The sequence below is a fragment of the Shewanella sp. SM69 genome, from assembly GCF_025653985.1.
Lineage (GTDB): Bacteria > Pseudomonadota > Gammaproteobacteria > Enterobacterales > Shewanellaceae > Shewanella > Shewanella oncorhynchi.
In genome coordinates this window covers 1-24,154 of record NZ_JAKKRV010000001.1, presented here as the reverse complement: position 1 = coordinate 24,154, position 24,154 = coordinate 1, and the positions used below count along the sequence as shown (strand labels likewise).

At 45.2% G+C, this 24,154-nt stretch carries 12 protein-coding genes and 2 pseudogenes; 12 read left to right on the top strand and 2 right to left on the bottom strand.

The window, feature by feature from the left end; all coding sequences use genetic code 11:
* Positions 1-3: 3 nt before the first annotated feature.
* The 11 genes from L5M37_RS00070 (at position 4) to L5M37_RS00020 (ending at position 21,638) form a co-directional block, all read left to right on the top strand.
* Positions 4-939 (top strand): restriction endonuclease, encoded by a 936-nt coding sequence (locus tag L5M37_RS00070; protein ID WP_263166358.1) that lies wholly within the window; start codon positions 4-6, stop codon positions 937-939.
* A 106-nt stretch (positions 940-1,045) separates the two neighbouring features.
* Positions 1,046-4,345: a helicase-related protein gene (locus tag L5M37_RS00065; RefSeq protein ID WP_263166357.1), complete on the top strand. Its 3,300-nt coding sequence runs from the start codon at positions 1,046-1,048 to the stop codon at positions 4,343-4,345.
* The gene (locus L5M37_RS00060; protein WP_263198875.1) at positions 4,342-5,031 is read left to right on the top strand and encodes a DUF4391 domain-containing protein; all 690 of its coding nucleotides are present in this window, start codon (positions 4,342-4,344) and stop codon (positions 5,029-5,031) included. Before L5M37_RS00065 ends, L5M37_RS00060 begins: the two co-directional genes overlap by 4 nt.
* Before the next feature lie 34 nt (positions 5,032-5,065).
* Positions 5,066-6,946 carry an ATP-dependent nuclease gene (locus tag L5M37_RS00055; protein WP_263166353.1) on the top strand — a complete coding sequence of 627 codons (1,881 nt, stop codon included), beginning with the start codon at positions 5,066-5,068 and terminating at the stop codon, positions 6,944-6,946.
* 2 nt (positions 6,947-6,948) lie between these two features.
* Positions 6,949-8,565, top strand: coding sequence for a DUF2130 domain-containing protein (locus L5M37_RS00050; RefSeq protein ID WP_263178443.1), 1,617 nt, complete (start codon positions 6,949-6,951; stop codon positions 8,563-8,565).
* 75 nt (positions 8,566-8,640) lie between these two features.
* Positions 8,641-10,572 carry a site-specific DNA-methyltransferase gene (locus L5M37_RS00045; protein WP_263178442.1) on the top strand — a complete coding sequence of 644 codons (1,932 nt, stop codon included), beginning with the start codon at positions 8,641-8,643 and terminating at the stop codon, positions 10,570-10,572.
* A 12-nt stretch (positions 10,573-10,584) separates the two neighbouring features.
* Entirely contained in the window at positions 10,585-13,689 is a 3,105-nt protein-coding gene (locus L5M37_RS00040) for a type III restriction-modification system endonuclease (protein WP_263178438.1), read from the top strand.
* 279 nt (positions 13,690-13,968) lie between these two features.
* Positions 13,969-18,972, top strand: coding sequence for an AAA domain-containing protein (locus L5M37_RS00035; protein WP_263178437.1), 5,004 nt, complete (start codon positions 13,969-13,971; stop codon positions 18,970-18,972).
* Between the two features lies 1 nt (position 18,973).
* On the top strand, positions 18,974-20,410 hold the full coding sequence (locus tag L5M37_RS00030) for a hypothetical protein (RefSeq protein WP_263166345.1): 1,437 nt from the start codon (positions 18,974-18,976) through the stop codon (positions 20,408-20,410).
* A 159-nt stretch (positions 20,411-20,569) separates the two neighbouring features.
* A complete protein-coding gene (locus L5M37_RS00025) occupies positions 20,570-21,271 on the top strand; it encodes a GIY-YIG nuclease family protein (RefSeq protein ID WP_263166343.1) in 702 nt (233 codons plus the stop codon).
* Between the two features lie 208 nt (positions 21,272-21,479).
* A complete protein-coding gene (locus tag L5M37_RS00020) occupies positions 21,480-21,638 on the top strand; it encodes a hypothetical protein (RefSeq protein WP_263166341.1) in 159 nt (52 codons plus the stop codon).
* 562 nt (positions 21,639-22,200) lie between these two features.
* Here L5M37_RS00020 and L5M37_RS00015 read toward each other — a convergent pair.
* Together L5M37_RS00015 and L5M37_RS00010 are read right to left on the bottom strand one after the other, a co-directional pair.
* Positions 22,201-23,091 (bottom strand): DMT family transporter, encoded by an 891-nt coding sequence (locus L5M37_RS00015; RefSeq protein WP_263198873.1) that lies wholly within the window; start codon positions 23,089-23,091, stop codon positions 22,201-22,203.
* Positions 23,092-23,763: 672 nt separating this feature from the next.
* A pseudogene (locus L5M37_RS00010) lies at positions 23,764-23,910 on the bottom strand (peptidylprolyl isomerase); the annotation flags it as partial.
* 106 nt (positions 23,911-24,016) lie between these two features.
* Here L5M37_RS00010 and L5M37_RS00005 point away from each other — a divergent pair.
* Positions 24,017-24,154, top strand: a pseudogene (locus L5M37_RS00005) (IS4 family transposase); the annotation flags it as partial.

The window sequence follows — 24,154 nt, the reverse complement described above, 5'->3', positions numbered from 1 at the left end:
GGGATGGTCGATACAATTCCAAGCTACGAAGAGATGATGCCAGCGGTGCTTAAGGTGCTAGCTGACGGGCAACAAAAACCACTGAAGCAGGTTTATGATGACGTTGCAGCCCTCTATGGCTTTTCTGAAGAGCAGCTTGCGCTCACCTTGCCCAGTGGTAAACAAACCTACATTCGTAGCAGGGTTGGTTGGGCTAAAACCTACCTGGTTAAAGCGGGACTTATCCATCAACCTAAGCGTGGTATCTGCGAGATAACTAGCAGGGGAAGGGAAGCTCTGGCGAGTGGTCAGCTCATTAATAACGATTACTTATCTCTGTTTGATACCTTTAATGACTTTAGAAGTGCCCACCAAGAGCAATCAACAGAACAAGGCAAAGTAGAGCGTTATGCCAGTATCAGTCATAACGATAATACTCAAACCCCAACAGAGTTAATGTCGCAAGCCTTTGCCGCCTTAAACTCAGCCCTTTCCGATGAATTAATTGAACAAATCCACACTCTATCGCCTAAGTTTTTCGAGCAGCTGGTGGTTGATTTAATGTTAGCCATGGGGTACGGCGGCAGTCAAAAGGATGCTGGTCAAGCAACCCAATACAGTAACGATGGTGGTATCGATGGCATCATCAAAGAGGATAAACTCGGACTCGATTCCATCTACCTGCAAGCCAAGCGCTATCGTGACAACACCGTCGGTAGGGCGGACATCCAAGCATTTGCCGGGGCGCTTGATATGCACCGTGCCCGCAAAGGGGTATTTATTACCACCTCCAGCTTCAGTAAAGACGCCCGCAAGTTCGTCTCATTAATTGAAAAGCGCATCGTGCTCATCGATGGCCGTGAACTCGCGGCGCTCATGATAGAGCACAATGTTGGGGTTTCTACCCGTGAGCTTTACGCCGTTAAGGCAATCGATTCAGATTATTTTTTGGAAGAGTGATGGAGCCTTGTTATGGGCACATTTTATTGCTTAGTAAATCTGAACCTTAAAAGTTCCCCCTCGAGTGGCGGTCAACAAATAGTCGAATAATAGAGGCAAGGTCTGAATGGAACTGATAGATAACATTAATCGGCTACTTGGTGATGACCTAAGGCAGACACTTAAACCAGGTGCTCGGCTGAAAATCGCTGCTTCTTGTTTCTCTATGTATGCGTTTGAAGCATTGAAGGCTGAACTTGAGAAAATTGATGAGCTTCAATTTATCTTTACCTCTCCGACGTTTACCGCCAATGAGGTGACCGATAAGCTCCGTAAGGAGCGCCGAGAATTTCACATTCCCAAAGCTGATCGGGAACGCAGCTTATATGGGAGCGAATTCGAGATCCAACTTCGTAATAAACTCACCCAACGAGCAATTGCCAAAGAGTGTGCTGACTGGATGAGGCGTAAGGCTTCGTTCAGGTCTAATCGCAGTAAAGCCCCGATGCAGCAGTTTGCCAGTGTTCAAACCAGCGATAAATTGACGGCTTACATGCCATTACATGGATTTACTGCAGTCGACCTTGGCTATCAGCCTGGCAATGCGGTTTCAAACTTCGTCAATAAAATGGACGAACCAACGTTTACAGCTACCTACGTCAATCTATTTAACCAGATATGGCAGGATCCAGAGAAACTGGAGGATGTGACCTCGCAGATATGCGAACAGATAGAGTCTGTGTATCAGGAAAACTCGCCAGAGAGCATCTACTTTCTGATGCTGTACAACATCTTCAATGAGTTTTTAGATGATATTAACGAAGATGTGTTACCCAATGATCGTACCGGTTACCAAGAAACGCTCATTTGGAAGAAGCTCTTTAACTATCAGAGAGACGCTGCAACTGGAATCATTAACAAACTTGAGACCTACAGTGGTTGTATCCTGGCCGATAGCGTCGGATTGGGCAAAACCTTTACCGCCTTGGCCGTCGTCAAGTATTACGAATTGCGCAACAAGTCTGTGTTGGTTTTATGCCCAAAGAAGCTTGCAGACAACTGGCTGAATTACAATCGTAACCTCAAGACCAATATCTTTGCGCGTGACCGCTTCAACTATGATGTTCTTTGTCATACCGACTTAAGCCGCACTAGCGGAGAGTCGTTTGGTACGCCGCTGAATCGTATCAACTGGGGTAACTATGACCTGGTGGTGATAGATGAGTCGCATAACTTTCGTAATAACGACGCCTATAAGGATAAAGAAACCCGTTACCAGAAGTTGATGAACAAGGTTATCAGGGAGGGGGTTAAAACCAAGGTGCTGATGCTTTCAGCTACACCCGTGAATAACCGCTTTAATGATTTGCGCAATCAATTGGCGCTGGCTTACGAGGGAGAGTCCGAAAATCTCACCAAGAAGTTACGTACCGAAAAGACGGTGGAAGAGATATTTCGTGGTGCTCAAGCGAGTTTTAATGCTTGGGTAAAATTACAACCTGAAGAGCGTACAGCTAGGGCGATTCTTGACTCGTTGGACTTTGATTTCTTTGAGTTGCTCGATAGCGTCACGATTGCACGATCACGAAAGCACATCCAGACTTTTTACGATACCAAGGACATAGGGCAATTCCCTGAGCGCCGCAAACCATTATCATTTCACAGCCCACTCACAAATCGAACTGATGTGATGAGTTTTAATGAAATTTTTGGGCAATTATCCCAGCTCAAACTCGCAGTGTATGCACCGATTAGTTACATCCTGCCAAGTCGACTCAGAAAATACGAAGAGATGTACGATACTCAGGTGGGTGGGGGAAGGGGGAAACTCAGGCAAGCGGATCGCGAAAAGAGTTTGCAGGCGTTGATGACCACCAACCTATTAAAGCGCTTGGAGAGCTCCATTGAGTCATTCAGGTTAACGCTCAAGTCCTTGCGATCAAACCATGTGAATACCTTGGATAAGATCTGTGCTTTTAATCAGAGCACAGGAGCTACTGGCACTGGCTATAGCGTGGGAGATTTGACAGAGCAGTTGGAAAATCTGGACGCCGACGATGACGACCTCCCTTTGATAGGGGATGCCGAGATTGGCGGAAAGATTAAAATCAGTCTTGCAGACATGGACTTGCCTTCGTGGGAACATGAGCTGAAAGTTGATTTGGAAATCATTGATGCCCTGTTGACATCGATGAACAAAATTACCCCAGCCGATGACGCCAAGCTACAACACCTAAAGGCCTTGGTGTTTAGTAAAATCAACGCTCCTTTGAATCCTGGAAATAAGAAGATATTGATTTTCACAGCGTTTGCAGACACCGCTGATTATCTCTATGCCAATTTGGCGCCCGAGTTGTTGGAAACTCAGGGGTTGCACAGCGCCAAAGTCACAGGGAAAGGAGCGCCACAATCAACGCTAAAGAACAGTCAGTTGAAGAAAAGTTATGATTTCCAGGAATTGCTGACGCTTTTTTCACCGCGCTCCAAAGAAAAGGCCGTTGTATTGCCTAACGAACCCGCCGAAATCGACCTGCTTATCGGTACCGACTGCATTTCAGAAGGTCAGAACCTTCAGGATTGTGATTACCTGATTAACTATGACATCCACTGGAATCCCGTTCGTATTATCCAGCGGTTTGGGCGCGTAGATCGTATTGGTTCGTTAAACACCAGTATTCAACTGGTGAACTATTGGCCGGATATCACACTTGACGAGTATATCAACTTGAAAGAACGGGTTGAAAGCCGGATGATGATCGCCGACGTCACGGCAACTGGTGATGATAATGTGCTCTCGGCGCAGGCAAATGATGTTACTTACCGCAAAGAACAACTGCGGCGTCTTCAGGAAGAGGTCATTGAGCTCGAAGATCTTAAAACCGGTGTATCTATAACTGACCTTGGGCTCAACGACTTTAGGATGGATTTGCTCAACTATGTGAAAGCACATGGTGAACCTAGGCACATACCCAACGGAATGCATGCTGTCGTGTCAGCAAACCCGATGTTAGATCTAGAGCCCGGGGTTATTTTTACCCTGAGAAATCGTAATCCTGATGTGAATGTGAATCAACATAACAGGTTACACCCTTATTATCTTGTCTACATTGCGCAAAGCGGTAAGGTTATTAATGACCATACAGAGGTAAAGCGTTTGCTTGACTTGGTACGCAGTGGCTGCAAAGGGCAGGCATTACCCATTGCTATTGCCTGTCAGTCATTCAACAAAGAAACCAATGACGGCAGAAACATGCAGCGTTACTCAGAGCTCCTTGGTATGACAATCCGCTCGATGATCGAAGTCAAAGCAGAAAAAGACCTCGATAGCCTTTTCAGCTCAGGTAAAACCTCTGCGCTGACTAACACAATCGCTGGATTGGATGACTTTGAGCTTATTACCTTTTTGGTTATTCAGGAGACTGAATGAGTAATTCGCTGGCAGCCGCCGCCAAGACGGCCTTGATTAGTTATCCCAAACAAGCGGAGTTTGGGCGTGTGGTGCCAAAAAATAAAATTTATGAACACAGCAGCGCAAATACCAAGCAAAAAGAGCTGTTTATTGAACAGGTTGAGCAGATAGTTTGGCAGTACAAGCTTGCGCCGGAAACTATTAACCTGCCGGCCAAGCCAGAGGTGCCTGAACTGCAGATTTTTAGCATTCGACTTAAAACGCCTGAGCTAGATTGGGATGTGTTGCGCTGTATCGATGGCGCAGTACCGTATCCTATTATCTTTGAGCTGTGTTTTGCTGGCAGAACACAAGTAGTTGTCGCGTACAAACGCCCACATGAGGCAGACGCCAATCGCTGGGTAGTGTCGGATTACTTCGCCACAGCCTGGTTACAAAGCGACAGTGTCAGGGACCCTATGCCGACAACACTCAATTTAGCATTGCTGTACGAACAGCTCATGATGCGACTACTCCCGGTAACCGCAAGACCGCATGAACCCCTCGCTGAACTGTTTGAACGGGGTGTTCAGGTAAAGGCAAAGCAGCGTGAGATTGAAAAGGTTGCTTGTAAGCTTGCCAAAGAAAAGCAATTCAACCGCAGGGTGGAGATGAATGCGTTATTGCGGAAGTTAAAAGCTGAACTGGTAGAACTCTCGTGTTGATTGATAAAAACAGAGTCAAGGGAAGACAACAAAAATGAAGATTCAATCCGTTCGTATCAAGAATTTCAGAGCATTAAAAGATGTTACTATTCCTTTCGACTCAGTGACAACCTTCATTGGGCCGAACGGTGCCGGAAAATCTACGGTGCTTCGGGCACTCGACTGGTTCTTCAACGGCAAACCTGGTTCGTTGACGGAAAAAGACTGTTCTTTTGGGGCGATAGAGCAAGACATTGAAGTTCAAGTCACATTCTACGACCTCACTGAAAAAGACCGTGAGGCGCTTGGCAAGTATGCGCCTGAAGGTGCAGTCACCTTCACAGCATGGAAATGCCGTTCACCAGATGGCGTCGAAGTCCTCTCTGCCAACGCAAAAGGATTTGCTGCCTTCAATGCAATCAAAGCGGCAAACAGCGCGACTGCAAAAAAGGAACTGTACAAAACTCTCCGCGTTAGCAGTCCTGAACTTGCATTGCCAGAGGCGAAAACAGGTCCTTTAGTTGACGAGGCCATGATAACGTGGGAAGCATCTCACATGGACCAACTTGTCGATGCGCCTGAATCACTGCAAACCAATTTCTTCGGTTTTAACAGCGGCGGAAAGATGAGCGGGCTCTTTGACTTTGTCTTAGTAACTGCCGACCTTAGGGCCAGTGAAGAATCGCTTGATGGCAAGTCAAGTATTATTGGGCGTATCCTTGAGCGTTCTGTAGACCGCGCTGCTGCTGATGAGGAAATTGCGAAGATTGTCGAGGAATCACGAGCACAACAGCAAAAAGTGTATGAAGAGAAGTTTAAGGGGCAGCTCGAAGCAATAACATCGCAGCTTAACGAGGTTGTTGCGTCTTATTCGCCAGGGCGAACCGTTACTGTTTCTCCTGCCGAGGTTGAACTTAAAGCCCCCAAGACAACCTTCGAAGTGGCTGTACTTGATGGTTCAACCGAGACGGCAGTGGACCGACAGGGGCATGGCTTCCAACGGACGATTCTAATCTCGGCGCTCCAGCTTTTAGCGCAGTCAGGAGCAGCGTCAACAGATGGGGTTATTTGCTTGGCGATTGAAGAGCCTGAGCTCTTTCAGCATCCGATCCAAGCTCAGGCCTTCGCGAAGGTTCTCCGGGCTCTTGCGGAGGATTCGAGCAAACGCATCCAGGTGGCTTATGCGACGCATAGCCCCTACTTCCTTGAGGCTCGCCATTTTGATCAAGTCAGGCGATTGACGCGATCATCAGGAGATACTCCGACTGTGACAATCCACTTTGCCACTGTTGATGATGTGAAGGCTCGACTGTACCAGATAGTGAATGCTGATGTGGTAGAACGTCAGTTAGACGGCGTTGTTTCGGATCAACTGGCCGTAGCGCTCTTTGCTCATCGCGCTTTTCTTGTGGAGGGCACCACCGAGTCATCGATATTCCACGGTATTGGCGACAAGATATCTCTTGGTGCGCTTGAAGCCACTGGCATTTCCATCGTCCCTGTTGGAGGTAAGACGTCGATCCCTCTTGTCCATGCAATCCTGTCCGCGATCGGTATCCCTGTTTATGCGCTCTTCGATGCCGACAGAGGGTGTGAGGCACGAGCGAAAGCTAAAGGAAAGCAGCAAAACAAGATCGATGAAGAACTGGCAAAGAATGCCAAAGAGAACCGGACAATACTGAAATACTTCGGTATTGCAGAAGAGGATTTTCCGGGAGCTACCGTTAGTGCCACAGTCGCCATTTTTGAAGACCATCTGGAATCGTTTCTCATAGCTAACTGGCCTGAGTGGCTAACCGCCTGCAATGAATTAGAGGCAGCCACAGGCGTTAGTCTTGTGAAGAATCAACTCGCATACCGGACTGCAACACTTAGGGCCGAAGGAACCGTTCCTGAGATGCTTAAACAAATTCTTGCCAAAGTAAAAGGAGTTTAGCCATGCACGAGATCATTTGCCCACACTGCAAAAAAGCATTCAAGATAGATGAAGCTGGATACGCAGACATCCTAAAACAAGTTCGTGATAGCGACTTTGAACAGCAGTTGCATGAGCGGCTCGAACTGGCAGAGCAAGATAAACGCAATGCTGTTGAGCTTGCAGAGGCCAAGATTGCTGGTGAATTGCAAAAAGCTGCATCTGTTAAGGATTCTGAAATCCAGGAACTCAAGGCAAAGCTCGATGCCAGTGACGTTACCAAGAAACTTGCGGTTAGTGAGGCGCTGAGTGCCGTGGAAAAGGATCGCGATACGCTGGCAAATGCCTTGGAGAAGATTAAGCAAGAAAAGGAATCTGCCGCTCAACTGGCGGAGGCAAAACTCCTGAACGAGCTTCAAAAAGCGGCCGCAGCCAAGGATACTGAACTCCAAGAGCTGAAGGCCAAGCTTGATGCTAGCGAGGTAGCCCAGAAACTTGCCGTTAGCGAAGCACTGAGTGTTGTAGAAAAGGATCGTGACGCACTGGCGAGCATGTTGGAGAAGCTCAAGCACGAACAGGCCTCCGCCGCTCAGCTGGCCGAAGCGAAACGCCTGAGCGAATTGCAGAATGCTGCAGCCATCAAAGATGCAGAGATCCAGAGTTTGCAAGCCAAGCTCGATGCAAGTGAAGTTGCGCAGCAGCTTGCTCTCACTCAAGCGCTCAGTGTGGTTGAAAAGGAGCGTGATGACTTGAAGAGTGGTCTTGATAGAGCGGCTCTTGAAAAGCAGCTTGCCGAGAAGGCACTTAAAGATAAGTACGAGACCCAACTTAAGGATCGTGACGATGCCATCGAGCGTCTGAAGGATCTGAAAGCGAAATTATCAACCAAAATGGTCGGTGAAACCCTGGAGCAACATTGCGAGATTGAGTTTAACCGTCTCAGAGCCACAGCTTTTCCGTTGGCTTACTTCGAGAAAGACAACGACGCGCGCACTGGCAGTAAGGGCGATTATATCTTCCGTGACCTGGATGAAGCAGGCACGGAAATTGTCTCTATCATGTTCGAGATGAAAAACGAAAACGATGAAACAGCGACCAAAAAGAAGAATGAAGACTTCCTCAAGGAGCTCGATAAAGACCGTAACGAAAAAGGCTGCGAATATGCGGTGTTAGTGTCGCTGCTGGAGCCTGATAATGAGCTCTATAACGCCGGTATCGTTGACGTATTTCACCGCTACCCGAAAATGTACGTCGTTCGCCCGCAGTTCTTTATTCCGATCATCACGCTGCTGCGCAACGCTGCGATGAAATCGCTACAATACAAAACCGAGCTGGCCTTGGTGAGGTCGCAGAACATTGATATCACCAACTTTGAAAATCAGCTGGATAGTTTCAAGGATGCGTTTGGCAAAAACTATGACTTGGCAGCACGTCGATTTAAAACGGCCATTGATGAGATTGACAAGTCGATTGACCACCTGCAAAAAACCAAAGACGCCCTGCTGGGAGCAGACCGCAACCTACGGCTGGCCAACGATAAAGCACAAGATGTGACGATCAAAAAGTTGACGCGGGACAACCCAACCATGGCGGCAAAGTTTGCCGAACTCAAGCATGACACTGCAGCTGAGACGGAATAAGCCAACTTTTTAGCTGAAGCCGTAGCGCTTAGGTGCTGTACTGCCTAAACATTAGAAGAATAAATGGAACCAATAATGGAAAAACTGAAAATGCATAGCCCCAATCTGGTGGCTCAGAATATTGAGCAATTGGCGGCGTTGTTTCCAAGCTGCGTCACCGAATCACGCGGCAAAGATGGCAAACTTAAACAGGCCATCGATTTCGATTTGCTTAAACAAGAGCTCTCGACCCATATCGTCGAGGGGCCACAGGAGCGTTATGAGCTCAACTGGCCGGGTAAGCGCAAAGCGCTGCTAACGGCCAATGCACCGATTGCCAAGACCCTGCGACCTTGCCAGGAAGAAAGCGTGGATTTCGATACCACCAAGAACCTGTTTATCGAAGGCGATAATCTCGATGCGCTGAAATTGCTGCAAGAGACCTATCTGGGCAAGGTCAAGATGATCTATATCGATCCGCCATACAACACGGGAAATGACTTCATTTATGAAGATGACTTCGCCGAAAGCAGTGAAGAATTCTTAAGGAGATCAAACCAAGTCGATGAAAAAGGAAATCGCCTTGTCACCAATAAAGATTCGAATGGCCGTTTTCATTCAGATTGGTTGTCAATGATATATCCAAGAATTAAGTTGGCTAAAAATCTCCTCTCCGATGACGGAGTGCTTTTTCTCACGCTGGATGACACCGAAGTTGCAAATATGCGACGCATAGGTGATGAAATTTTCGGTGATGGCAACTTTGTGGCAAACGTTGTATGGCAAAAAAAATATGCAGTGGCAAATGATGATCCTGGAATCGGTGTAATGCACGACCACGTTCTTGTCTATAGAAAATCGCAGGCTTTCGTCAGAGGCTTGCTACCACGCAAAGCAGAGCAAAACGAGCGCTACAAAAATCCAGATAATGACCCTAGGGGCGAATGGGCTTCAGATAATTACGTTAGTAACAAATCCAAAGATGAGCGACCCACTCTCTGGTATTCAATTACGCATCCTCGAACAGGCGAGGCGGTTTGGCCAGAAGAACATGCGGTCTGGCGATACTCCAAGGAAAAACACTTGGAAATTGAACGCGAAGGTAGGCTATTTTGGGGGCCTAATCAGTCTTACAAGAAACCGAGGCTTAAGCGTTTCCTAAACGAGGTTAAACAGGGAATTGTCCCTCCGACTTGGTGGACGTTTGCGGAGTGTGGGCACAACGATGAAGCGCAAAAAGAAACAGCAGCGCTACTTGGCCAAAAAGTGTTCTCTACACCGAAGCCGATTCGGCTGATCGAGAGAATGATTACTATTGCAGGTGCAAAGGATGGAATCATTCTGGACTTTTTCGCAGGCTCTGGTTCAACTGCACACGCAACCTTGAAAGCTAATGCACAAGATGGCGGCTGTCGCCAATACATTGCAATTCAACTTCCTGAGCCGCTGTTAGAAGACAATAATACTCAAAAAAGTGCGGCTATATTTTGTAAGAAAATTGGTGTTAAGACAAATATTGCCGAATTGACGAAGGAACGCCTTCGTAGAGCAGGTAAGGAGATTCTAGAGAATTGTCCCAATGAGAACTGGAACAAGGATGTAGGTTTTCGTGTTCTGAAAATAGACTCATCGAACATGTCTGATGTTTATTACAATCCTGATGCGATTACCCAAGCTGATCTGTTTGCTCAAGTCGAAAATGTCAAAGAAGATCGCACAGAAGAAGATTTGCTGTTCCAGGTCATGTTGGATTGGGGAGTGGATCTTGCCTTGCCAATTCGCCGTGAAACCATTGCCGGTAAGACAGTGTTCTTTGTCGATGCCGACGCGAATAACTGCCAGGGTGCCCTGGTAGCCTGTTTTGATAAAACCGGGGCGGTGAATGAAGCTTTCATCAAAACGTTAGCGGCTTTTTCACCGCTGCGACTGGTGTTCCGCGATGCGGGCTTTGCCTCCGATGCGGCAAAAATCAATGTGGAGCAGTTGCTTAAGCAGTTAAGCCCCACCACCGATGTCAAGACTATCTAACGGGGTGAGGTGATGAAACTAAAGTTTAAACACCAGGCCTATCAGGCAAACTCGGTTCAAGCGATCGTCGATTGTTTTAAAAGCCAACGGCATGATGACGCGGCGCGCCGGTACAGAATAGATCCAGGCTCGGATACCAAAGGTCATATTGGTTCAACGGTAGTGGTTGACGAGGGTTTTAAAAATGCGGATTTACAATTAACCAGTGAGCAGCTGTTGGCCAATATTCAGGCGGTGCAGGCCCGGCAGTATTTACCACAATCCACTAAACTGGTGGCGAGTAAAGCAAGCCCGCTGAATCTGGATATCGAAATGGAAACCGGTACGGGTAAAACCTACTGCTATGTGAAAACCATTTTCGAGCTCAACAAGCAATACGGCTGGAGCAAGTTCATTATTGTTGTGCCTAGCATTGCGATCCGCGAAGGCGTCTATAAATCGCTGCAAATTACCGCTGAGCATTTCCTTGAGGATTACCACAAAAAAGCTCGCTTCTTTATTTACAACTCCAAGCAATTGCATGAGCTTGAAACCTTCTCATCTGATGGCGGCATCAATGTCATGGTCATCAACGTACAGGCCTTCAACGCCCGGGGAGCCGATGCACGTCGGATCTATGGTCAGGAGCGCACACTTGCCGATGGTACTAAGGTGCTCGAAGGGCTGGACAGTTTTCAATCGCGAAAGCCCATCGATATCATCAAGGCTAATCGCCCTATTATGATCCTCGATGAGCCGCAGAAGATGGAGGGCGCGAAGACCCTCGACTCTTTTGCCGAGTTTAACCCACTGTTTATGCTGCGCTATTCAGCTACGCATAAGACTGAGCATAACAAGGTATTTCGACTCGACGCGCTGGATGCCTACAACCAAAAGCTGGTAAAGAAAATCGCTGTGCGTGGTATTACAACCAAAGGGCTTGCTGGTACCAATGCCTACCTCTATTTGGAGCAGATAGAGGTTTCAGCGAAAAAAGCACCGGTCGCACGCCTCGAGTTTGAAGTTCGCCTGACCAGTGGTGGGATAAAACGTGAGGTCCGCAAGGTTAACAAGGGTTACAACTTGTTTGAGCAGTCCAACGGACTTGACCAGTATCAGGGATTCGTTGTCTCAGACATTAACGCGAATACCGATACCATCAGCTTTACCAATGGTGTTGAGCTGACCGCTGGCGATGCCTGTGGAGATGTCAGTGAGTCAGCGCTGCGCCGGATGCAGATCCGCGAGGCGGTTAAAGCACACTTTGAAAAAGAGCGTCAGTTGTTTGGGCAAGGCATTAAGGTGTTGAGCTTATTCTTTATCGATGAAGTGGCCAAGTACCGCGATTATTCAGCGGCGGATGAGAAGGGTGAATACGCTCGGATGTTCGAAGAAGAGTACCTGCAAGAGCGAGACAATCACCTTGGGTTATTTGATGGCGAATATCAGACCTACCTTAAGGACATTGCGGTTGAGAAAACCCATAATGGCTATTTCTCTATCGACAAAAAGTCAAAACGCTTGGTTGACCCGGTGGTCGGCAAAAAGGCGACAGAAACAGACGACGTCGATGCCTATGACCTGATCCTTAAAGACAAAGAGAAACTGCTGAGTTTTTCTGAACCAACCCGTTTTATCTTCTCCCATTCAGCGTTGCGTGAAGGCTGGGATAACCCGAACGTGTTTGTGATCTGTACCCTTAAGCACAGTGATAACACCATTTCACGCCGCCAGGAAGTGGGCCGAGGTTTACGTTTGGCGGTGAACCAGTTTGGTGACCGCATGGATGACCCTCTGCGAGTTCATGATATTAATCGCTTAACGGTTGTGGCGAGTGAGAGCTATAAGGATTTCGTTGCAGCCTTACAAAGAGACATTAGTGACTCGCTCTCTGCCAGACCGCAAAAAGCGGATGCTAAGTATTTTACGGGTTTGGTACTGCATACAGAGCAAGGCGATATCAAGATCTCCGAAGAGATGGCCAGAAAGATAGAACGTTATCTGGTTAAGAATGATTACACCGATGAGCAGGACCGAATTACCGATACCTACTTGAAGGCAAAAGAAGAAGGTACCTTGGCACGATTGCCAGAGGAGCTGCAGCCGTTTGCCGATCAGATAGTTACTATGTTGGATGCCGTCTATAGTGATAAGCGCTTGCCTGATGTGGGTGATGACCGTAAAGGAAAGATAAACCCGCTCAACAGTAATTTCGATAAAAAGGAATTTCAGGAGCTCTGGTCGCGGATTAACCACAAAGCTATCTATCAGGTTGAGTTTGATTCAAGTGAACTCGTTAATAAAGCGAGTCGTGCACTGGATGCCAAGCTACGGGTGGAAAAATTGCACTTCAACATTGTTCGCGGTGAACAAGTTGACGGGGCGACCGCCGAACAGTTGAAAGCAGGACAGGGTTTTATGGTTTCAGAGACTGAGCGTGAGGAGTACCAACACTCGGTCCACTCGTCAGTGAAATATGATCTGCTGGGTAAGGTAAGTGAGCTGACTAAACTTAAACGCAGTACGGTTGCTGCCATTCTGCAAAAAATAGATCCCACGATTTTTGCCCAATTCAGGCACAATCCGGAAGATTTTATCAGTAAGGCGGCGCTGCTCATTAATGAGCAAAAGGCGACTATGGTCGTTGAGCATTTAACCTATGATCTGTTGGAAGAAAGGTTTGATACCTCAATCTTTACCGCTGGTCAGGTCAAGCAAGACTTCACAAATGCAGGTAATCCACTGAAAAAGCATATCTATGATTACCTGGTGACTGATTCAGAGGTTGAGCGGAAGTTTGTGTTTGGTGATACCAAATCAGATGAGCAAGGTGGATTGGAGCTAGCTAAAGAGGTCAGTGTCTACGCTAAGTTACCTAAAGGTTTCTTTATTCCGACCCCGGTTGGTAACTATAACCCCGATTGGGCCATCGCTTTTGAAGAGGGGGCTGTCAAGCACGTCTATTTTGTCGCGGAGACGAAAGGCTCAATGGCTTCGCTCCAACTGAAAGGAATGGAAGAGGCAAAAATTGAATGTGCTCAGCGTTTTTTCAACAAGCTCAATGCTGAGCTTGCCTCGAAGAATGTCACTTACAACGTTGTGGACAATTTCAAAAGCTTGATGGACTTAGTGCGCTGACAAAGATTAGGTGCGACGTCATCTGACGCATCATTTGGGAAAGGTGAGAGTTACCGGTTTGATCAAGGTTTCGAACCTTTGGTCAATTTAAAAGGAGTTAACTCTCACCTTTAGGCCACCAGAACGAAACTCATGCCAATGGCCATAATTGCTTCTTTGAGGTGCCAAATGCACAGGGTAATTCAGCCAAGAGACGTTGTTTTATTTGTTTTAGTCGCGGGGGCCTCGTTGTAGCGGCCTGACTATATGCGATTTGGTTAATATTAAAAGGAATTTACGTTGGAAGTAGAAATTTGGGACGGCGGTCTTCAAGAACACGAAGTTGAAGCCATTGAAAAAATAAAAAACGTCTTTTCGGGCAATGATTCTCAGGTGGCAAAGGAACGTGCCGGGGGCTCACTTGGCGATCAACTGCAAAACCTTGGGTTTGGAAAGGACCAACGTAAAAGAAATGGCAGCAATGGAATGCTCCCTTGGAAGGGCTATGCAGGATTTCGTTTTGTTGAGGCAAAAAAAGAAGGTGAATTCGATTTAGTTATTGTCACCCACTGCAATGCCATCATCGTTGAGTTGAAAAACTGGAACCATCAGCCTGTGACGCAACGAGGTGATAATTGGTACAAAGGTGAGCAAAATATGGGACGCTCGCCGGTCAGTGTGACCCGTGGCAAAAAGTTCATGCTCGACAAAAAGTTGAAGCGCCTTGCTAATCAATTTACAAACAAAGGTTACCCTCCTCAAGTGCATTTCTTCGTTGTGATGACTGGGAATGCCGATTTTAGTCAGTTGCCAGCGGATCAGCTCCTTCATACTGTCTCATTGAACGATTTCCTTAAATTTGCTGATCGAAATATTTTTAATAACCAATTCAGGCCACACCCTAACGCACAGAATTTGAATAAAGATTTCCCTATCTTCGATACGTTATTCTTAGGTGTTCAAACTGCACCCAAAGCGCTCAGAGTAGATGGCTATGAAGCCAAGGAAAAGATTTTCGATCATCCGAAAAATGTTTATCGGGAGTACCTTGCAAAGTCTGAGATATCCTCTGGCTCAGAAGTATTACTGCGTGTCTGGAACTTCAAGAATGCCCCTGGAAGTAAAGGCTACACACCAGAAGGAAGAGTTGAGATTGTTTCACGCGAGCGTGAAGTATTGCACTATATCAATCACCAGAACCGGGACCTTTACAACCACTGCTTGCGTTCACTGACGAGCGTCCAAAAAGATGCAGTTACCGCAGAATACTGTGAAGTATACGAACTTCCACCTGGCCATGTCCGCTTTAACGAGTTCATCGGAAAATATGGTAATGCATTTTCTGACTTGGACCGCTTAAACATCACTAAGCTTTTGATTGCCAAGTTTGGTGATCTGCATGAGATAAAAATCGCTCACAGAGATATTGCGGATCATAGTCTTTGGCTCTCTCCTTCTAAAGAAGTCGCACTTTCAAGCTTTATTTCGGCGTACCACCAACCTATTGGCACCGTTGGCGATTATCGTAAAAGTCTTTCTGTTGGCGCTGTTGAAGCACTAGACATGCTCGACGAGACGGATTTGACGCCCTTTCAGCAGGATGTTCATACCTTGGGGCTTGTTGCATGGCACTTGTTAAGTGCAAAGCGAATGTCTCCCAAGAGCTTAGAAACTGTTCAGGAGGACATGCTAAAGAGTGATAAATGGTACTCTGAAGTCTTGCTGGATGCTGTTGCTGCAAGATTCACGTCTGCAACAGAGTTCTTCGATGCGTTGAAGCAAGCAGAACCAGCAAGCGAAGCTTTTCCAACGTTTGATGACGCAGAGCTTGACCCCTATCGGCATCCCATCAATCACTCGCGTCAGTATCGCGAAGATGATGATTTTTTAGTCGAAACCGGCGAAAAGGAAGTCTATGTATCTGAAGGAAGACTTGTAAAGGCATGGTTGAATGTTGGTGGGCAGGGAGAACACCCTACAACAAATTTCCTGGTTTTGAAGTTTCTTAAGTTTTTGGATAAGTTATCCTCAGTAAAACCGACGTATCTGCCGCAAATCCGTGAGTATGGTATTGCTTCTAAGTCCTCAAGTCTGTATTTGGTTACAGATCACATTCAAGGAGAAACTTGGGATAAAGCGCTAATTGCTGACGATGAAAAAATCGAGCTAATTAGTAAGTTTGTTGCGGCAGTTGAGCATTTACACGACCTTGGAATATCTCATGGCGATATCCATCCTGGCAATGTGATGCTTGAGACTGAAAGCCGCTCTCTTTACTTAGTCGATATTCCTGATTTCTCACCGTCAGGCGAGGATCAAAAAAATCACCTCTACAGCCCCGAATATATTGATGGATGCACTTCTTTTGAGCGTGATAATTTTGCCGTGATGAAGATGTCTTGTGAGTTGTTAGGCCTGCAATGGGGGCACGAGTCTGAAACTTACCCAGCCTTGGCGACGGCAATTAGGGCTGAATTGGAGGACTTTCAATTTGGTTTCAGGGGATTGGGTCGCTTTAAGAAGGCGATATCCAGTGGCATCGGTTTGTCAGAGCAACCACTAATTGAGATTATAGTAAGCCGCACCGATGAAGCTATTACTCTCTTACCTGATAATGGACACCTTTACGTCAAAGTTGAGCCAAATCAGAAGGCGTCAAATGAAGTCAAAGTAACCTTTTCTGGGATCGGTGGTAGTTTTTCCGCATTTTACTGTAAAAAGCAGAGAGTACTGCAAGTTGGGTTAAAGCCATGGCCACGTACATCGATTCGAAAGCAGGATATAGATGAAAGTCAGTTTGAAATTGATACGGGAATAAGGATTATTCCCGGTCGGCCGCAAGATATGTCTGCTTTAACTAAGCTACTTAATGATCAAGAGTCGTTTGCTCGTGCGATTGAACTGGCTACTGCACCGGAAGATAAGTTAGAACCTGAAGACGAGCAAGAACAACAAGACGACCTTACTACTCAGCTAAAGGAAGCTTTCGCAAGGCTAGACGAACAAGCTTTGGAACCTTCTTCGGCAAAAAGGCTACAAATTTCGACAACGAAACTCTGGCGATCAATTTTGGATACTGAGACAGAATCTTATCCCAATATTGAAGTCAGCGGTGAAATTGTTCCTGTTGCAGAAGCCAAAGGTGAATTGTTGCTCCCTTACTCAACGGATATAGACCCTCTTGGTGGATTCAGCAGTAGCGATGAAGTCGAAGCATTAGTGGTTGATCAAGATGGGGCAGAGCGATTCATTGGCGAAGTGTCACTTAAGAAATCTGCGTTAAAGGAGATCCGTCTGGTCAAAACCCGTCAAGCAGCCTACTCGTTGACTGACTCAGATATTGTGTTCTTTCGTACCAAGCAGGATCGCGCATCGTACCAGAAGCGCAAACGAGCTTTGGAGCGACTACTCGACCGTGAAGGCGTAATGCCTGACTTAATCGATCTTTTCGATCCCTCTTGCAAAACTACTGCTCAAAATTACGGTATCACCTTAAGCGATTCAGATTTCTCCAGGTATGACCGAGAGGACCAATACGGAAATAGGATTAGTTTGAATGAGCAGCAACGGGACGCTTTTGCCAAGTTGGTCAATAATGGCCCACTCTCTTTATTACAGGGACCACCAGGGACTGGTAAAACAGAATTTATTGCCGCTTTTGTGCACTATTTGGTAGAAAAGCAGAACACCCAAAGAATTTTGCTTGTTAGCCAGTCACATGAAGCCGTGAATACTGCGGCAGAGCGGATCAGAAAGCATTGTGCTCGTCTGAATACACCTTTGGAAGTTGTTAGATTTAGTAACCGCGAAGGCGCTGTATCGCCAGGCCTGAAAGACGTTTACTCAAATGCGATTACAACGGAGAAGCGTGAACTGTTCAATGCTGAAAGTAAGTACCGAGTTGAAGCCTTGAGCGATGCGATTGGTCTGGAACCAGAGTTTATCTCGAGTGTTGTGTTAGCAGAGCTTAAGCTTTTTAAGCAAATTGACCATCTCGAGTCATTGCTATACCAAGTCAATGACTTGGTTGATGAGACGGACAGAAGAAAGTTGAAGGATGTTGCAATAGAACTCGACTCTTCTATCCGCTCCAAACTGAGTTCAGCGTATGGCATTAGCTTAGATTCTGAAGCTAAGGTCTCTGATGCCAAAGACTTACTGATTTCCAAGCTGTGTACCAATTATGGGGTAAGGCCTGATGAGGCTCGTCGTGTCAAAGCGATAGCAAAAATATCAAGGGATATGCAGGATGCCTTGTCGGGAGAGCGAGTTAACATTGATGAGTTTTATGCACGCTCCAGACAGCTGGTGGTTGGCACATGTGTTGGTATTGGGCAGGGGCACATTGGTATACAGGACAAAATTTATGACTGGGTTATCATTGATGAAGCTGCGCGTTCAATTGCGAGTGAATTAGCCATTGCGATGCAGTCTGCTAGACGCATTCTATTGGTGGGAGATCACCTACAGCTTCCTCCGTTATATTCCGATGCGCATAAAGCTGCGTTGGCAAGGAAATTAGGGATAAACAATTCGCGAACAGATATTGATGAAGTATTACAAAGTGATTTTGCTCGTGCGTTTAACTCTGTTTATGGTAGGCAGGCCAGCGCAGCGTTGCTGACGCAGTACCGTATGGCCCCACCAATTGGTGATTTGGTATCCAAGACCTTTTACGACGGAAAACTGCGAAATGGGGAGCGAGTTGTACCAGATGTCTATAAGAATGCGCCACAAGCCATTCGCAGTGTCGTGACCTGGCTTGACACATCTAGCTTAGGGCAGAGGTCGCATCATTCAGAAGACCGTGGGATGAGTATCTACAACCGCTGCGAAGCTGATCAAATTATTAATGTGCTCAAACAGGTATCAGAGAATACTGAGCTCGTCGCTGAACTCTTAAAGCTAATACATAAAGATGAAGCAGCAATCGGTGTAATTTGCATGTATGCCGAACAAAAAAGGCTAATTCGTCAGAAATTCAATCAAGAAATTTGGAGTGATGGCTTTAAGGATCTTGTCAAAATTGACACAGTTGATAGCTACCAAGGAAAGGAAAACAGAATAATTGTCTTGTCATTGACACGGTCTGATAAGCGACATTCTCCAGGCTTCCTGCGAGCACCAAATCGAATTAACGTTGCCATGTCTCGAGCCATGGACCGTTTGTTAATTGTTGGTAATGCGGACCTTTGGAAGGGTGTTAACAAGGAACTTCCGTTAGGTTCCGTTATTCGCTATATGAATGAGGGTGGTCAGCAAGCTGGGTACAAGTTTATTGCAGCTAAGCAGGGAGGTAACTGAAATGAGTCCGGAAAATGCTTTTACTTATCATGAGGTTGACTTTTTACTGCCAGCTCAAAGGTTTAATATTCAGTTCTCATATATTTCGCAAAAAGGGTTGCCTTTTATAAGAGAGTTTGTGCTGAGGCTTATACATGTTGCTCCAATGAGTAAGTCACATGTAGCAAACTATTTTGGACTAAGTCGGCTTGAGACTGAAGAAGCGATTTCTGATCTTGTTCAGCGTGGAGAGTTGGAACTGTCGCCGGATGGTAGGCTTACTTTAACAGAAAAATCAAAAGGTTACTTTTCTGATGTCGGTGAGATCCCATTGCTTTCTACCATACAGGATAGTGGCGCCTCGTTATCATTTGATTTAGCGACGTTCAGCTGCTTTAGTAATCAGAATATTCAGGACAAGTGGAAAGCAGGTATATTTCTGAAAATTGACGATAGTACGGTATCTCAAAGCGAAAAGCTGGTGGAAAAGCACTTTCAGCATCAGTTTAACCAGATCCTTGATAAGGACTATCTACCTAACCTATTGACGCTGGCGGGCAATCAACGCCCTTCTGTATACACTGTCAACTCGGTCAATAAGCTGCGCCAGCTACCGTTGCGTTTGAAAACAAAATTTCAGATGGACAACGATGGCAAAGCTGTCGAACGTGAAGACTTTGAAGAGCTAAATAGCTCTGAGTATGTTCATGAGTTGGTGACTATAGAGTTATCTCGTTTATCAAGACCTGATAACATGATGAGCCTTTTTAAGGCAATGGTCACACTCGGTGATGAAGACACCTTGAAGGTATTTGATAGCAAGACAAACCTTGTCAATCCTAACTTTGTTGAGGATTTGAAGATGTTGGAGGAGCATACCAAATCAGCAAGAGTAACCTTGCTAGGTCCTATTTATTCGACAAGCAACTGGGATACGTTCCAGAAGACACTAGCACCGGTCCTTGCAAAACGAATCAAGGCAAAAGTAGATACCGGCGGTACTCGATTTCGTTGGATTGCGCCTTCAGATCCATACTGGGCAAAGAGTGAAAGTTTCACTTCTTGCTTAAGTGATTTTGGCAATAAGTCGAGTACAAAACACAAAAACCTTTATAAGCCGACCCTGTATTTACCAATATCCGATGAGGGGAATTACCGAGCTGCTAGACAATGGGAGACAGAAATTGGGCAGTTCCATGGTGAGACAAAAGGGCTTGTTGAAGGTTTCTTGGATGGCAATGTCGAGATCCTTCACCTTGAAGATGAATTGGTAGCGGTTATTTATCATTTCACTCAACCAAAATCTTTACCTGTAACCATGCCTTTGGGATTTATCTCAACTGATCCCGCTACCGTTGCCAAAATCGGAAAACTAATAGCTGAATATATTAGTGGAAGCGCTTCGTTTGATAAGCCAAATGACTGCGGTCTAATTTCAGTGCTAGCAAAGAAAAGGTAACAGCACTTAATCGTGATGGCTTGGCGCTTTAGATATCGCGCCGGGTCATGAGGGTTTTCTGTCTATAGAGAAATAGTAGTACATTGCATTCAATCTTGCGTTTGCAGTCTCTAGATATTCGTTCTGGCCAGTTTACTTACAATTGATAGGGATACTTTTATGAACCATTGTTGGAGATTAGCCGTCAATTCTGAGTCAGAAGCAGACACTATGATTCTTGAAAGCTGTCTGTTGGCGCCAGCGGAACTTTATTCAAAACTGCGTCCACGGCACTGTGTGGTGTTAGCACAGTGGAACGAAGCTGAAACTGTCGGGGATGTCGTTGCTTTAGGCGTAGTGCTATCAGTTAATGTTCAAGACGGCAGTGCCAAAGTCTGTTGGGCTCGAGCAGACATCACCCTTAAACCGAATCCAAGCGGCAGGCAGTTTTGGCGAAACAAGCCATTTTTTAAATTCGCTGACGATGTATGCGTGCGCTATATGCTTGCAGATTTATTCGCCGAACACTTCCCCGAACTGGATGACATGGAGTTTGGTAAAATCCTTGGCCTTAAATCGCCGGGTAATAGTGGTCAGTATCTCGATGTACCCGGTTACGTGTACTTGATCGAATCGGAATACGGTTACAAAATAGGCAAGACTGTAAATATAAAATCTCGTACCCGGCTATTCGAAGTGAAGTTGCCGTTTCCGATTAAGCTTATCAATTACAGCTGGTTTGATAGTTACTCCAAAGCGGAACGGGAGTTACACGTCCGATTTGCACATAAGAGACGGGAAGGTGAGTGGTTCGATTTAGACCAAGCAGACTTGGATTATATTAAAAGCCAGGGCGCTCAGATACCGGTGGCTGGCTTGTGAAGGATTATAAACAATTATTAAAACCTAGAGACCGCATCCTGAAGTCATCATTGATATAAATGTACAAAGTGACTATCGGTGAGAAACAGTGATTTAAACTGTGCTGATAAACGATATATTTAAAATTATGCAATTATTACAAAAAGTTAATGTTTGATTTTTCATCTTATATGGGTTGTTCTGCTTGCTGCAGGTTTGGGAGGTATTAATGATTACCAAGCGTCGCAAAGTCAAATCCACAGCATTCTCTGATTTTGTGCGCAACGCATCATTTAGGGAGAAAAGAAAGTTTTTTACAAAAATTATCGAAGAGGCGACCCAAAAACAAAAAGAGGTGATAGCCAAAGCGAATGAGAATGATGGTTAGTTATATGGCATGCTTGTTGTGGCACACTTAAACTTAAACACCATGCAAGCGTTATCTCACGTTTGCCAGTTAGCGATGAAGCCGTTGCTCAAACAACGTCTGATCTACGCATTGAAGCCATCAAAATAAATCACAGATGTACGAATAGCAGTTAAATATGGCGACTAGTGCTAGTTATAGTTAAATTTTTATTGACTTCCCGGTAAGCTTGTAAAAATAAATGAATTCAATTAGTTATGCTGTTATTTTGAGCTGAAGTCGAGGAGCCGGATTCCCAGGGTAAGTCATTGGTCTAATTGAAAAAAACATCAAAAATCAGAAGTAATGCAAAAAGTAATGCAGCCCTGCCTTCTGCTTATATTAATTTTATTTTTCAATACGTTATATCATGAAGTAGACTCCCTCTCTCACCGCCAAATTAAAGCAAAGGGAATCAGTATCTTACTGATTCCCTTTGTTGCTTTTTGGCAAAAACTGGGCAAAATCGCCGTTTTGTTCTCCTTCTGTGTCCTTGGTAAAACCAAGCATTTCTGACACTCGATTAGCTATTTTTTGCGAGTCCTTAGGTTTTTGCCGCATTAGGTATGTTATTCGTCGTCATTCTTTTACGCGCTTGAACTAAGGTATAGCCGCCACTTAATACTATGAGTAGGCTTCCCAGAATAGTCAGCAAATCTGGGGATTCTCCAAATATAAATATTCCTAAAGCTAAGGCAAAGAGTAAACGTGTATAACGAAAGGGGCTTACTACCGATACATCTCCAGTGCGCATGGCGATTGTCAGCGCATTATAGGCCATTACACCAAAGACGATTGCTCCAATTATTTGTATTGCTGCGGTAGCACTAAACTGTATTGCTTCATTTTGGTAAATCAGTATCGCTAAGCCTGTAGGAATCAACACAAAAAAACCATACACTCCAAGCTGCATATTAGATAACACGGGAGAAGCTGCGCGTGTTGCTAAATCGCGTCCTGCAAAACCTAAGGTAGCGATAACGGCGAATAAAGATGTGGCCTCAAAACCATCAAGTCCTGGACGAATGATCATCAGCACGCCCATAAAACCAATCAATACTGCAAGCCATCTCTTATGACCCACTTGTTCACCGAACAACAATGCCGCGCCAAGCATGGCGATTAAAGGTGTGGCTTGCAATATAGCGGATGCACTTGAGAGTGGCGTTAACGTGATGGCTAAAGCAAAACAGAATCGGCCGACGATTTCACATAGTGCACGTACTAATATGGGGGTAGACAAGACTGCAGGATGAAGCATAGTTTCACCCTTTCGCCAGGTTAACAGTATAAAAATCAACATTCCACCTAGGCCAAATAACGCTAAAATGAGGCCGATAGAGGTGGTTTCTGCTGCGGATTTGATCAGCATGTCTTCAATAGAAAATGCTGCCATCGCAGCAACCATAAACAGACTACCTTTTCTATTATTCAAAATAAATTCCCTAAATGCTTAGACGTTATCTCTAGTCAAAAAGTGTTGTCATGAGAGTTCTGGTTTCATCAACAAAGGCACAGAAGTTACGATATAGCTTATTAGAATCTAATAGAAACATCATTTTCTGATCACTATAGCAAGCTTTCTCTGCTTATCTGAATAGGGTTCGTTGCTTAAGTTAGTAATGATTCTGGCTTAAAAATAAATAGGGATAATAAGCATTAGCAAGAAACGAGAATAGATACAGATATGGCTTTTTTATCTATATCAGATGGAAAATTAAGACTTTTTTACCATAAGTATTATGGCTAACATATCATTTTTAGTACTATCAACTTGTGCGGCTAGTCTAAGATATTGATGTCAGGGATGTGCTGCTGTTTTTCAGCTTTTATGATGAATAACATTGTTTGAAAGAGGTCTATATTGTGAGGTTAATTTTATATGTAGTAGTCTTAAGTCAATAATGGGAACGATTAAATAATCCATCAGTTGATTTTACACTAAGTGATTTTGTATTGGGGATTGAGTGTTTTTAGGTTTATATAAAATGAAATTGCGTTGAATCGTACAGGAAAGTTAACTAAATAACTTTGGGGAAATGATTAATCGCTCAATTAAAACTGCGCGATTAATCATATTAACGAAAAAGTCTTATTGTTTTAAAAATTAACTCTGGGTATTAATCGTTACTTTCTCGATGACGATAGGTTCACGGGGCACGTCTTCGTGGCCAGCGACCGTGGTGGTTTTGACTTTCTCAATCTGCTGGATAATGTCCATTCCCGCCGTAACCTTACCAAATACCGCGTAGCCCTGAAGAATCCCCTGATGATTTACAAATAAATCATCAAATTAGGGTGGAAGCGCATCTTGTTGCATGATCAAATGGTTTCGCTAAAAACTACACTTGGACAACAAGATGCGCGAAGCCAATATCCTACAACATTCTTTACACCAATACTGCCCAGAACTTCACCTAAAACGATTAAACAGCTTGATGCTGGCCTCTAAGGCACTGATTGAATGTAAGACACTGACCTTGACTGAGTTAGGTCGA

What these genes read in the sequence shown, in the direction of transcription:
- L5M37_RS00070 (WP_263166358.1), top strand. Translation starts at nt 4, where the DNA reads ATGGTCGATACAATTCCAAGCTACGAAGAGATGATGCCAGCGGTGCTT.
- L5M37_RS00065 (WP_263166357.1), top strand. Translation starts at nt 1,046, where the DNA reads ATGGAACTGATAGATAACATTAATCGGCTACTTGGTGATGACCTAAGG.
- L5M37_RS00060 (WP_263198875.1), top strand. Translation starts at nt 4,342, where the DNA reads ATGAGTAATTCGCTGGCAGCCGCCGCCAAGACGGCCTTGATTAGTTAT.
- L5M37_RS00055 (WP_263166353.1), top strand. Translation starts at nt 5,066, where the DNA reads ATGAAGATTCAATCCGTTCGTATCAAGAATTTCAGAGCATTAAAAGAT.
- L5M37_RS00050 (WP_263178443.1), top strand. Translation starts at nt 6,949, where the DNA reads ATGCACGAGATCATTTGCCCACACTGCAAAAAAGCATTCAAGATAGAT.
- L5M37_RS00045 (WP_263178442.1), top strand. Translation starts at nt 8,641, where the DNA reads ATGGAAAAACTGAAAATGCATAGCCCCAATCTGGTGGCTCAGAATATT.
- L5M37_RS00040 (WP_263178438.1), top strand. Translation starts at nt 10,585, where the DNA reads ATGAAACTAAAGTTTAAACACCAGGCCTATCAGGCAAACTCGGTTCAA.
- L5M37_RS00030 (WP_263166345.1), top strand. Translation starts at nt 18,974, where the DNA reads ATGAGTCCGGAAAATGCTTTTACTTATCATGAGGTTGACTTTTTACTG.
- L5M37_RS00025 (WP_263166343.1), top strand. Translation starts at nt 20,570, where the DNA reads ATGAACCATTGTTGGAGATTAGCCGTCAATTCTGAGTCAGAAGCAGAC.
- L5M37_RS00020 (WP_263166341.1), top strand. Translation starts at nt 21,480, where the DNA reads ATGATTACCAAGCGTCGCAAAGTCAAATCCACAGCATTCTCTGATTTT.